At 57.7% G+C, this 12,113-nt stretch carries 8 protein-coding genes and 2 rRNA genes; 5 read left to right on the forward strand and 5 right to left on the reverse strand.

What is annotated here, in order from left to right:
• The first annotated feature begins 2 nt into the window (after nucleotides 1-2).
• From rrf (BUE92_RS14025) to BUE92_RS14035, 3 genes are all read left to right on the forward strand, one after another.
• A 5S ribosomal RNA gene (gene rrf, locus BUE92_RS14025) occupies nucleotides 3-118 on the forward strand.
• Between the two features lie 109 nt (nucleotides 119-227).
• Nucleotides 228-343: ribosomal RNA gene (gene rrf, locus BUE92_RS14030) — 5S ribosomal RNA — on the forward strand.
• A gap of 274 nt (nucleotides 344-617) precedes the next feature.
• On the forward strand, nucleotides 618-2,498 hold the full coding sequence (locus tag BUE92_RS14035; RefSeq protein ID WP_073524377.1) for a methyl-accepting chemotaxis protein: 1,881 nt from the start codon (nucleotides 618-620) through the stop codon (nucleotides 2,496-2,498).
• A gap of 62 nt (nucleotides 2,499-2,560) precedes the next feature.
• Here the strand turns inward: BUE92_RS14035 and BUE92_RS14040 are convergent, their stop codons facing one another.
• From BUE92_RS14040 to BUE92_RS14055, 4 genes are all read right to left on the reverse strand, one after another.
• Nucleotides 2,561-5,938, reverse strand: coding sequence for an amino acid adenylation domain-containing protein (locus BUE92_RS14040; protein ID WP_073524379.1), 3,378 nt, complete (start codon nucleotides 5,936-5,938; stop codon nucleotides 2,561-2,563).
• Nucleotides 5,935-6,882, reverse strand: a complete 948-nt coding sequence (locus BUE92_RS14045) for a diiron oxygenase (protein WP_073524381.1) — start codon at nucleotides 6,880-6,882, stop codon at nucleotides 5,935-5,937. The genes BUE92_RS14040 and BUE92_RS14045 overlap by 4 nt, the downstream gene beginning before the upstream one ends.
• Complete coding sequence (locus BUE92_RS14050; protein ID WP_073524383.1) at nucleotides 6,879-7,637, reverse strand: DUF3050 domain-containing protein; 759 nt, start codon at nucleotides 7,635-7,637, stop codon at nucleotides 6,879-6,881. The genes BUE92_RS14045 and BUE92_RS14050 overlap by 4 nt, the downstream gene beginning before the upstream one ends.
• 376 nt (nucleotides 7,638-8,013) lie before the next feature.
• On the reverse strand, nucleotides 8,014-8,724 hold the full coding sequence (locus BUE92_RS14055; RefSeq protein ID WP_073524385.1) for a GntR family transcriptional regulator: 711 nt from the start codon (nucleotides 8,722-8,724) through the stop codon (nucleotides 8,014-8,016).
• Between the two features lie 319 nt (nucleotides 8,725-9,043).
• Here BUE92_RS14055 and lapG point away from each other — a divergent pair, with 319 nt between their 5' ends.
• Nucleotides 9,044-9,667, forward strand: coding sequence for a cysteine protease LapG (lapG, locus tag BUE92_RS14060; protein WP_371915188.1), 624 nt, complete (start codon nucleotides 9,044-9,046; stop codon nucleotides 9,665-9,667).
• Between the two features lie 14 nt (nucleotides 9,668-9,681).
• Nucleotides 9,682-11,628 carry a cyclic di-GMP receptor LapD gene (gene lapD / locus BUE92_RS14065; protein ID WP_073524389.1) on the forward strand — a complete coding sequence of 649 codons (1,947 nt, stop codon included), beginning with the start codon at nucleotides 9,682-9,684 and terminating at the stop codon, nucleotides 11,626-11,628.
• 125 nt (nucleotides 11,629-11,753) lie between these two features.
• Here lapD and BUE92_RS14070 read toward each other — a convergent pair whose 3' ends face one another.
• On the reverse strand, nucleotides 11,754-12,092 hold the full coding sequence (locus BUE92_RS14070) for a tryptophan synthase subunit beta (RefSeq protein ID WP_073524391.1): 339 nt from the start codon (nucleotides 12,090-12,092) through the stop codon (nucleotides 11,754-11,756).
• Between the last annotated feature and the right edge of the window lie 21 nt (nucleotides 12,093-12,113).

Here is a 12,113-nt window from a genome sequence, read left to right on the forward strand (position 1 = left end):
TTCTTGACGACCATAGAGCATTGGAACCACCTGATCCCATCCCGAACTCAGCAGTGAAACGATGCATCGCCGATGGTAGTGTGGGGTTTCCCCATGTGAGAGTAGGTCATCGTCAAGATTAAATTCCAAAACCCCTGTTTGCTAACGCAGACAGGGGTTTTGTTTATGTAGAAGCTCATGAATTTCACCGGCACGTTGCCAACGCAACGGTCTGGTACACAGAATTTCTTGACGACCATAGAGCATTGGAACCACCTGATCCCATCCCGAACTCAGCAGTGAAACGATGCATCGCCGATGGTAGTGTGGGGTTTCCCCATGTGAGAGTAGGTCATCGTCAAGATTGAATTCCAAAACCCCTGTCTGCTAACGCAGACAGGGGTTTTGTCGTTTAGGGCGGCCCACCGCAGCAAATCTGCCTTACTGCTACCGCCTGTCGATTTCCTACGTTAAAAGAAGATGCTTCTCACAAATTCCTAAGATTTGTCGGAGTTTGGCCGAAAGCCTGACGAGCCATGCGTGCACCGAAATAGAGCGACCGCAGAGTCTGCCTATCCCGTTACATGGAATGTTCCACTCGGCACGCTCACCCCCCTTTGGCAAAAGAAGTCGATGAAATGAATCTCAAGTTCAGTCATAAAATTCTGTTGGCCGCGTCAGGCGTCGTGGTTTTAGCCTTCGCGTTATTCACCCTCTACAACGACTACCTGCAGCGCAGCACCATCAGGCAAAACCTGACGTCGTCCATCCAGCAATCCGGCGAACTCACCGCTAGCAGTGTGCAGAACTGGCTCAGTGGTCGCATCCTGGTGCTCGAGAACCTGGCGCAGAACGTTGCCCACCAGGGCAGCGCCGCCGACCTCCCAGGTTTGGTCGATCAGCCAGCATTCACCACCAATTTCCAGTTTACCTATGTGGGACAAACCAACGGGGTATTCACCCAGCGCCCTGACGCGAAGATGCCTGACGACTACGACCCTCGTCAGCGCCCTTGGTACAAGCAAGCAGTGTTGGCGGACAAAACCATGCTTACACCGCCTTATATGGCGGCTGTGGGCGGTCAGATCGTGACAATTGCCATGCCGGTGAAAAAGAACGGCGAGTTGTTGGGTGTTGTCGGTGGTGACCTGAGCCTGCAGACATTGGTGAAGATCATCAACTCCGTAGACTTCGGTGGTATCGGCCATGCTTTCCTGGTCAGCGGTGATGGCCAGGTCATCGTCAGTCCAGACCAGGACCAGGTGATGAAAAATCTGAAGGACATCTACCCCGGCACCAACGTACGCATTGACAAGCTCAATCAGGACGTCGTACTCAACGGACAGGATCGTATTCTCTCTTTCACGCCTATCAGCGGTTTGCCTGGCGCTGACTGGTACATCGGCTTATCGATCGACAAAGAAAAAGCCTATGCCCCACTGGGCAAATTCCGTACTTCGGCCTTGATTGCGATGTTGATTGCCGTTGTGGCTATTGCGGTACTCCTGAGCCTGTTGATTCAAGTACTGTTGCGCCCGTTGACCACCATGGGTGTGGCTATGCAGGACATTGCCCAAGGCGAAGGTGATTTGACCCGACGTCTCGACGTGACCAGCAAAGACGAATTCGGCGAGGTCGGCAGCGCATTCAACCAGTTCGTCGAGCGAATTCACGCGTCGATTTCCGAAGTGTCTTCGGCAACGCGCCAGGTGCACGATTTGTCCCAGCGTGTGATGGCTTCATCCAATGCGTCGATCATCGGTTCTGACGAACAGAGCGCGCGTACCAACAGCGTGGCCGCAGCCATCAACGAACTAGGGGCCGCCACCCAGGAAATCGCGCGCAACGCCGCTGATGCGTCCCAGCATGCCAGTGGTGCCAGCGAACAAGCTGACGATGGTCGTAAAGTGGTGGAGCAAACCATTCAGGCGATGTCTGAGTTGTCGCAAAAGATCAGCTTGTCCTGCACGCAGATCGAAACACTCAATGCCAGTACCGATAACATCGGACACATCCTGGATGTGATCAAAGGTATTTCCCAGCAAACCAACTTGCTCGCCCTCAACGCGGCGATCGAAGCGGCCCGTGCTGGCGAAGCCGGGCGTGGATTTGCCGTGGTGGCGGATGAAGTGCGTAATTTGGCGCACCGTACCCAGGAGTCGGCAGAAGAAATCCACAAGATGATCACTTCGCTGCAAGTGGGTTCGCGTGAAGCCGTGACCACCATGAACGCCAGCCAGGCTTCCAGCGAAGAAAGCGTCGAAGTCGCTAACCAGGCAGGTGAGCGCCTGGTCAGCGTGACGCAACGCATCGTTGAGATCGATGGCATGAACCAATCCGTCGCGGCCGCCACTGAAGAGCAGACTGCAGTGGTTGAAACCCTCAACGTCGATATCAACCAGATCAACTTGCTGAACCAGCAGGGTGTGGCCAACCTTAACGAGACGCTTAAGGACTGCGATGCGCTGTCCCAGCAGGCCAGCCGACTGAAGCAATTGGTCGATAGCTTCAAGATCTGATCCTGACCGCATCGGAGCGAGGCCTCTCGCTCCGACCGGTGGTCCCACTTCCAGGGTGCTATTCAGAGGAAGCTAATAGCGCTCAGATAGTCGCAGCCTTTGCGTAACAGCGTTTGGCTCTTGGGTGGATAGCACATCCCCATTTTTTCCAAGCCCCACCGGGCATTGTCGTAACGGATCATCGACGTGTCACCGATGTCTTCGCCCAGTCCGTCCAGGTAAAAGCCCAGCACTCCGAACAAGGCGTTATCGCGGCTCACTTTGCGCAGCGCCCGTTGCCAGTGTTCAATGCTTACTCGGTCAAAAGCGTGCCCAGCCTCGCTGAAGGCGTCGAGGTACTGGTCCCAACTCAAGGGTAGCGGGTTGTGCAGGTTGAACACATTTCGCCCAGGGTCAAAGTGCGCGCTGTGGAATGCGATGAAACGTGCCAGGAAGTCCACCGGCATCAGATCGAAATTGGCGTCCAGTCGCGGGGCCATCCCTAATTGCAGAGACCCTTTGAGCATCAACATCAAGCGGTTTTTCTGTGGCTGGCAGACACCGTTCTGGCTGTTGAAACTGATATTTCCCGGCCGGTGAATGTTTACCCAGGCCCCTTGCTCGACTGCCCGTCCTAATAGCCGCTCGGCTACCCACTTGGAGAGGTTGTAGCCGTTTTTCACGTAGATTGGCAGTGTGCGCCTCGCAGGTGTTTCAAGAACGTACCCGTCGGTATCCACGCTGCTGCAGGCTGACAGCGTCGAGATGAAAGTCAGGACCTTCTTGCAATGGGTCTCGCAAAGACGCAGGCACTCCAGCACCGGCTCGACGTTGTCCTTGGCGAGTGAGGCGTAATCCATCACGTGATTGACCTGCGCGGCGTTATGCACCACCACGCCGTAATGACGGGCGAGGTGCTCGTACACGTCGTCGGCCAAGCCCAGGCGGGGTTTACGAATATCAGCGGCGTATACCTGCACTCGGCTCAGGTCCAGATGTTCCAAGCGGTATTCACGCACTGCCTGAGCGAACCTTGCCGCCGCCGAATGGCCGGGCCACTCGCGCACCAGGCATGCCACGTCCTTCGCCCCGCCAGCCAGCAGTGCCTGGACGATATGAACCCCGACAAAGCTGTTCGCCCCGGTGACGATGGCTTTGCGCGAGTCTCCCGCAAGGGTCTCGGGCAGCATCTCGACCTCCAGTGCTCGCGTCGCATCTTGCTCCATCTGGTCGGACGGTGTATCCGGCAGCGCACTGCCATCCATGAGTGCGGCCAATGTGCGGATGGTCGGCGTCTCAAAGAAGGGGCTCAGGCAGAAGCTACGGCCAAACTGCTCGCGCAGGCGTAACAACAGGGTCGACAACAGGATGGAGTGGCCACCGAGGTTGAAAAAACTCTCATCGATCGAGAGTTCGCCTGCGGGTAATCCCAGCAGCTCACCCCACACGTCAGCCAGTTGTGCCTGCAAAGGGTCTTGTATGCGACAGCGATCCATCCCGATGGGTATGGGTATTGGCATGGCCAGCAAGGCCTTGCGATCGATCTTGCCGTTATTCGAACGGGGCATGCATGCCAGTTCGCTCCAAGCGCTGGGCTGCATATGCACGGGCAACCACTGTCGAGCATGTTCCTTCAGGCTTGCCAGTGTAGCGCCAGATTTCGGCTGGGCGGCAAAGCCGATGACTCTGTGTGCCGTATCGATCACCACTGCCACTTGGCGATACAAGCGACTATCGCGCAAGCACTGTTCAATATCCTGAGGCTGAACTCGAAACCCGCGGATCTTGACTTGCTCATCCCCACGGCCGCCCAGTTCGATGCCCTCTTGCGTCCATTTCGCCAAGTCGCCGCTGCGATAAGCCTGTAGCACTTGGCCATTTGGCAGTGTCAGCGTCACGAACGGATTGTCGGGCCGCGACGGTGTATTCGAATAACCCAGGCTTACGCCGGGACCGACAATGTACAAGTCGCCCATTATCTGTTCATCCACGGGCTGCAGGTTTTCGTCGAGAATCAGCATCTGGCTGTTAGCGATGGGGAGGCCGATATTGCGATGGCTGTCACCTCGTTGGAATACCCGATGGGTCGCCAACACAGTGGCCTCGGTCGGCCCGTAGAGGTTATGCAGCTGGCATTGACCGGCCAGTTGTTCGATCACGCAGGGCTCGCAGAAATCACCTCCGGTCAGTAAATGAGCCATACCCAATGGCTGATCCAGCGGCAGGATGCTGAGCAGTGCCGGTGGCACAAACCCATGAGAGACGCGTTGCTTGCCGATCAGCTCTACCAGTTGCTGAGGGTCGTGACGTTGGTCTGGGCTGGGGACAATCAACTCGGCGCCGGCGATCAAGGCCGGAAAAATATCGATCAGTGACGAATCGAAGCCCAGTGGCGAAAACTGCAGGACACGGCTGTGTTGATCCAACGCCACGCAACTGACGAGCCAGGCCGTGAAATGCGCCAGGTTGTATTGGCTAAGCAATACCCCCTTGGGCTGGCCAGTCGTACCCGAGGTGAACAGTGCCACGCACGGCTCGTCGGCACGGGGACGACGGCGCATTAGCGGTTGCGTCATGTCGGCGCTGTGCGCGGCAACCTGGCTCACATCAAGTGAAACGAAACGCTCTCGCAATGGGTGCTGACCATTCTCCAGCAGCACACAGGCCTTGAGGCTGGTCAGCATGCAGTGCTGGCGTTGCTCCGGGTGGTCCGGTACCAGCGGCAAATACACGGCGCCACAGCCAAGCACCGCAAGAATGCTGGCGTACAGCTCGGCGGATTTCTCCAGGCATACACCGACTACTCGTGGTGCCTCGACACCCTCCAGCAGGGGAAACAGACGTTGTTGGATTGCCATGGCCTGGTGCTGGAGCTGCCGATAAGTCAGCACATGACCGGCGATGTTCAGCGCTGTTCGATGCGCGAAGGTATTGAGGCTGGCCTGCAGCCGTTCGATCAGGGGTACCTGGGCGGCCTGCAGTAGGGCGGGGTTCGCCGTACGGTTGAATCGATGTATGAAAGCCAAGGCATCCAACTCTTGCAGACCCTGTTCAGGCCAGGCGTTAGCAGTGGCCGTTGCCGAGAAATAAGCGGGGTCTCTTGAAAAACCGCAGACCAACAAAGCAGCCCACTCCACCACTGCATTCGTTGCCTGCTGACGCAACCGCTGCCCATTGCCGCTGGGCTCCTGGGCAACGTCGTGCACGGTCAGCAGGCGCCACTCACGGTCATAGCAGCGCAATTGCAGTGAGGGCAGCCCGTGTTCGCCGAGCGGGCCGATACCCACGCGCAAGCTTAACCATGGCGCACTGGCGGGCGAGGGCGGCAGCGGCTGACTCCCGTCTTCAATAACCAGATCCACAGATCCCGTTCCTGCCACATGCCCATATTGCTCCAGCTCCTGCCTGAGCGCCGCCAGAGCGCTACTGGTACCACGCCACTCGATCTGCAAGCGCCTCATGCCAACCTCCTCGATACGGGCAGGTAGTCGCTCAGGGCCTGTGCCACGCTGGGGGTTTGCAGTACACCGCTGTGTTGCAGAAAGCCCATGATATTGGCCACCAGCGGATGTTGGTGGGTGATGGGAAAGTCCAGCGCCTGGATTTCGTCGCGCAGTGCCAGGCGAGTGTCGCCACTGATAGCCAAGTGTTCGATCAGTTGCAGATCGAAGTCTTTCTGTAGGTCGTTGTTCAGGTAGTGCGTCAGGAACACGGGCAGGGCTTGAGCAATGTGGTCGCGATCTTCAGAGCTTGCCGATTGCCAGTAGAGGCGCACCAACTGTGTCCAGAACCGCGCATGCCGCCCTTCATCAAACAGATGATCGGCCATCAGGCCGCGGACAGAGGATTTGACGCTGCCATCTTTGGAAAACGCTGCGACGTCATGGGTGACGGTGTTCTCAGCGATGGCGACGCCAATCAGCTCAACGGCATCGTGCAAGTATGTCGGTACCTGTGCCTGGGCTGTCGGCAGCGCGCGGCTCAATTCAATTTGCCCGGGTAGATCGAGCGGTTGGATTCCGGTCATCTCCACGGCTTGCTGCAGGAAATCCAGCGCGACCAGCGCATGGTAATCCTCGTCGACAACGACCGTCATCGCGTCGTAGCGGCAGGCGAGCGGGAAGGGCAGGGAGAAGCGATTTTTAGCGATGCTGCGCGCGGTTTTGTCGACGATCTCGGTTTCGAAAATCACCACGTCATTGATGAATTTATAGAAGCTTTGCACCAGCACGAAGTCGCGCCATTGCGGGCAGTGCTTGAGAAAGGTTGCACTCAGCACCAGAGGCTGACGGCACAGGGGGAAGATGGGTTTGTCGTCGTCTTCCAACATCCGCCGGGGGCGTGTGCGGATAGTTGCGCGACGCTCCCAGTCATCGGCAAAGGATTGGTAGTGGGCGGCGTTCACGGACGTACCTCTTGCATCGAGGCCAGCACGTCGTCCCAGAGGGTAATACGATTTTCTACGGCGCCCAAGGCGGCGTTATCGGCCTGTTGCTGACGACTGGGGTCTGCGTCGATCAGGCGCTGTAGCAACTGTTGCGCCGCAGGCTCGTGATCATCGCTGTCTATTTCGATATGGCGGCGCAGGTAGTGACATAACGTAGGGGCCTGGCGACCTATGAAAGCGTGGCTATGCAAAAGCCTTTCGAACATTGACGGAATCACACTCTCGCGGCCATGCAGGAACGCCGCCGCCACACAGTGGGTGGGAGTGCTCAGGGCAATTTGTAAGGTGCTGTCGACGAAGCGGGCCACGCCCGGGGGCGCATCGATCATCTGCAAGGCCGCGCTTACTTCCACCCCCTGGCTCTGCAGGTCGATGAAGCGAGTGATTGCGGCCGTGCTGGCGCCCACTTCCGTCATCGCGTCCAGGTACAGCTCGAAGTGGCTGCAATAGCCCCGTGTCGGGTGTTCGTCCGACTCTTCCGCCAGCACGATTTCATTAATCAAGCGGACGGCTTGCGGGTCAGTGGAGGGGAGCCAGGGTATCTGCATGCAAGTGAGGTCCTGTTGCAGGCGTTTGGTCAGGCTCATGAAATCCCAGACAGCAAATACATGGTGTTTCATGAAGTGTTGTAACTTGCCGAGGCTGGTTATTTCTATAAATAACGGATGATCAAGAAGTTGTTGTTTTTTTTGCGCGAGAGAATGTGGGTACATGGTTGACGCCTATGGGTTGTCGCGAGTGCTCTAAAAGCAGTGTTGGAATGTTATAGTCGTGAGCGCAAGACTAACTTGAGCGCGGCCACGCGCACGGCGCGACCTTTTAACTAGGCAGGCGCAGCGGAGTGAGGGGTGTGGCTTGCTGGGAGAAGATAATAAGCGGATTGAATATTTGAAGCGGTGTACAAATGTATTAGATGTTTTTCCCGATGTTTATGTGTGCGGTAATTTACCCAGCTATACGTGGGATTTTTCTGTGCGCTGAGTCGGCTTTAATTATTACTTAAGTTCTTTGTTTTTTCTGATGGAGCAACAATCCCTGAATAAGAAAGTTGCTACATCACCTAAGGATTAAGGGCAAAAGCGAAAAAAACTACTGCACGGCTTTTTTGTCGGCGCTCTCAAGGCCGCTGAGATAGGTCGCGATCACCTCCATGCCTCGCATCAAGTGGTTACGCAGCGTCAGGATGCTCTCCTCGACCTTCTTCTGCGCCACCAGGCTCAGCAGTTCGCGGTGATCCTCCTGGGAAATCTCCCCCAGCCCCATCGCCTCAAGGTTGAAGCGCAGGAAGCGCTCCTCCTCATTCAATCCGTGCTCGACCAAAGTGAGCAGCCGCTGGTTGGGCGCCTTGCCGTACAACACCATGTGAAACAGGCGATTGAGCCGACCAATCTCGGTGTAGTCTTTCTCGCTTTCCAGCGCATTGATACACGCTTCGGCTTGAGCTAGGTCCGCATCGGTGAGCAATGGAATCGACAGGCGCAGGGCCTCGGACTCCAGCAGCATGCGCAGGGCATAGGTCTCAGCCGAATTGTCCTCGATCAAGGGGGCAACGACGGCACCCTTGTGAGTCACCACATGCAACAAGGATTGCGCCTCCAGCTGGCGCAACGCTTCGCGTACCGGCATGCGGCTGACGCCGAACAGGCTGGCCAGTTCTTGCTGGCGCATGGCGGTGCCACAGGGCAATCGCCCATCAAGGATGGCATTACGCAACGTTTCTTCGATAACGGAGCGCGCAAGATGGGCGGGAATAGGCCCGCTGATTTTGATGCTGCTTAATGGGTTCGGCTTCTGCGTCACGGTTGCGCTATCCTCCTTTCTTGAATAACAGTTTGGGCTAATTGGATCCAAAGAACACTAAAGATGGGCCAGGTGCTTGTCAAACAGCCAGAGTTTCCGTTTGTAAGGGCTCACGCAGCATACTTTGTGTTTCTGACAAGGGCGGTTATAAAAACGCCGCCTCCTGTGATGATTGCACTGTGCCATTGTTTTTTGTAGGGCCAGGCTTCACCATCCCTGGAAATTCCGTCTCTTTCACGGACTGAACACTTTGGCGGTAAGTTTTATTCCCTATCGACTGCTTTGCTGGCTTTTATCAGCAACTTTACTGGCCGGCCTGATGCTCGGCGGGCTGCGTGCCGATTGGGATTTCTCGCAAATCAGCCGCAAGGCTACCGCCGTCTACGGGCCTTTGGGTCAAGGCCAGCAGCGTATCGACGCCTGGCAGCGGTTATTGGCAAGCGAAAAACAGGTCAGCGAGCAGGAGCAGCTCAAGGTCGTCAATTTGTTCTTCAACAAGCAAATGACCTACGTGGAAGACATCGATCTCTGGCAGGTTGTCGATTACTGGGAGACGCCCGTCGAGGCACTCTGGAAAGGTGCTGGTGACTGTGAAGACTACGCCATCGCAAAGTATTTCAGTTTGCGTCACCTAGGCGTGTCCAGCGACAAATTGCGCATTACCTACGTCAAGGCCCTGCGGCAGAATCGGGCGCACATGGTCCTGACTTATTATTCGAGCCCCGACGCTGTCCCACTGGTGCTCGACAGCCTGATGGATGAGATCCTGCCGGCTACCCGTCGCACCGACTTGGTCCCGGTGTACTCATTCAACGCCGAGGGGCTGTACTTGCCCGGTGCCAAGGGCAACAAAAAAGTCGGTGATACCAAACGCTTGTCGCGCTGGCAGGATGTGTTGAGAAAAATGCGTGCGGAAGGCTTCCCGGCCGAGCCTGCCAACTAGGAGTAACTGATCGGATGTCTCTGTTCAAACAGCTATTGATCGCAATCTGTCTATTCCTGGTGGTCGCCTTCAGCGGCAGCTTCATGGTCAGCCTGGAAAGCTCGCGCACCCAATACGTCAACCAACTGCGCTCCCACGCCCAGGATGCTGCGACGGCGTTGGCGCTGTCGCTGACCCCGAATATCGACGACCCGGCCATGGTAGAACTGCTGGTCAGCTCGATCTTCGACAGCGGCTACTACGCCAGCATCCGCGTCGTGGACCTGGCCACCGACAAAACCATCGTCGAGCGCAGCGGTATTCCTGACAACAACGGCGTGCCCAACTGGTTCGTCAAGCTGATCGGCCTGGAGCCAGCCGGTGGTGATGCCTTGGTCAGCCGTGGCTGGGAACAGGCGGCGCGGGTCGAAGTGGTCAGCCATCCGATGTTCGCCCTGGCCAAGCTCTGGCAAAGCGCCTTGGGTAGCCTGGGCTGGTTGCTGCTGTGCGGCGCGGTCAGCGTGGTGCTGGGTGGGCTGTTGCTGCGCCGGCAATTGAAGCCGTTGGACTATATGGTCAAACAGTCCCACGCCATTGCCCGCCGCGAGTTCCTCAGCCTGCCCGACCTGCCTCGTACGCCAGAGCTGCGGCGGGTAGTGCAGGCCATGAACCAGATGGTGGAAAAGCTCAAGGCACTGTTCCAGGAACAGGCTGAGCGTAGCGAAAAATTGCGCACCGAATCCTATCAGGACAACCTCACCGGCCTCGCCAACCGCCGTTATTTCGAGATGCAGCTCAACGCCCGCGTCAGTAACCCGGAAGAGACCAACTCCGGCTACCTGCTGTTGCTGCGGGTCAAGGACCTGGCCGGCCTCAACCAGCGCCTGGGTGGCCAGCGCACCGACCAGTTACTGCAAGCGGTTGGCGAACAACTGCTGCGCCAGTGCGCGCCGTACCCGGAAACCCATAACCTCGTCACCCGTATTCGTGGCGGTGAGTTCGCCGTGCTGGCGCCGGGGTTGATGCGTGAAGAAGCGGTGCAACTGGCGCAAAACCTCGAAAGCACTTTGCTCAGCCTGCAGGCGACCGGCGCCAGCGACGTTACGCCAGTCGCCTATATCGGCCTGGCACCGTTCAGCCATGGCGACGCGCCCCAAGCCCTGCTGACCCTGGCCGATCAGGCCCTGGCCCAGGCCGAAGCGCAAGGCGACACCAGTTGGGTGTGCCTGGACCGCAGCGCCGCCGCCAGCGTCGGTGACGATCACCATGCCTGGCATACCTTGTTGGACCAGGCCCTGACCCAGCAGCGCTTCCAGCTGTACTTCCAGCCGGTGGTGGCCAGCCAGGATCCACAATTGGTCTTGCACTACAAAGTGCTGTCGCGCTTGCAGGACGAAAACGGCCACACGATACCGGCCGGGCGCTTCCTGCCGTGGCTTGAGCGCTTCGGTTGGTCGGCCCGCCTGGACCGCCTGATGCTGGAGCAGGTGCTCAAGCAGATGGCCAGCCACACCGAGAACCTGGCGCTGAACCTCTCGGCCGCGACCTTGCAGGACCCCCAGGCCCTGAACCGCATTTATGACCTGCTACGCCAGCACAGCAACCTGGGCCCGCGCCTCACTCTGGAGATCGGTGAAGAGCAACTGCCCGAGCAGCCCGTGCTGGAACAGATGACCCAGCGCCTGCGCGAGCTGGGCTTCTCTCTCAGCCTGCAACGTTTCGGCGGGCGCTTCAGCATGATCGGCAACCTGGCGCGCCTGGGCCTGGCGTATCTGAAGATCGACGGCAGCTACATTCGCGCCATCGACCAGGAAAGTGACAAGCGCCTGTTTATCGAGGCCATCCAGCGAGCGGCCCATAGCATCGACCTGCCGCTGATTGCCGAGCGTGTAGAGACCGAGGGCGAACTGAAGGTGATTCGTGAGATGGGGATTTTCGGGGTGCAGGGCCAATTATTTGGTGAACCCGCGCCCTGGAAATAATTTACCTGTAGGAGCGAGCTTGCTCGCGAAAATCGCCAACGGTAACGCGCAGAGCCTGACACCCCGCGGCGATTTCAGTTTTTTCGCGAGCAAGCTCGCTCCTACAGTGCGTAGGGGCGGTTGGATCAAATCAATCCTTTCTCGTCATCATCGATCAACTGGCTCAACCCACCCAACGCTTCCCTCGCCTGGTTACGGTCCATCAACTTGGCCTGGGCTGCAGGCGGCAGGTCGGTCACGCTGATCACCCCTTTGCGGGTCAGCACCTGGATCAAGTCATCCAGCACCCGGATCATCTCCAAGTCGCTCTGCTTGAGCTGGGCCAGGCTGTTTTCCACCGCTTCGTTGGCGTACCAGGCCTGTATCTCATGGTGATCGGCCGGTAGGGTCTCAGTGGATTCGGTAAAGGCGATAGCCTCTACGCGAACCAGCGCGCCCTGTGCATTACGTTGCACATAAAACATAACAACCCCTCGAAAATGCGC

The sequence above is a fragment of the Pseudomonas fluorescens genome, from assembly GCF_001902145.1.
Taxonomy (GTDB): domain Bacteria; phylum Pseudomonadota; class Gammaproteobacteria; order Pseudomonadales; family Pseudomonadaceae; genus Aquipseudomonas; species Aquipseudomonas fluorescens_BV.

What these genes read in the sequence shown, in the direction of transcription:
- BUE92_RS14035 (WP_073524377.1), top strand. Translation starts at nt 618, where the DNA reads ATGAATCTCAAGTTCAGTCATAAAATTCTGTTGGCCGCGTCAGGCGTC.
- BUE92_RS14040 (WP_073524379.1), bottom strand. Translation starts at nt 5,938, where the DNA reads ATGAGGCGCTTGCAGATCGAGTGGCGTGGTACCAGTAGCGCTCTGGCG.
- BUE92_RS14050 (WP_073524383.1), bottom strand. Translation starts at nt 7,637, where the DNA reads ATGTACCCACATTCTCTCGCGCAAAAAAAACAACAACTTCTTGATCAT.
- lapG (WP_371915188.1), top strand. Translation starts at nt 9,044, where the DNA reads ATGCTCGGCGGGCTGCGTGCCGATTGGGATTTCTCGCAAATCAGCCGC.
- lapD (WP_073524389.1), top strand. Translation starts at nt 9,682, where the DNA reads ATGTCTCTGTTCAAACAGCTATTGATCGCAATCTGTCTATTCCTGGTG.
- BUE92_RS14070 (WP_073524391.1), bottom strand. Translation starts at nt 12,092, where the DNA reads ATGTTTTATGTGCAACGTAATGCACAGGGCGCGCTGGTTCGCGTAGAG.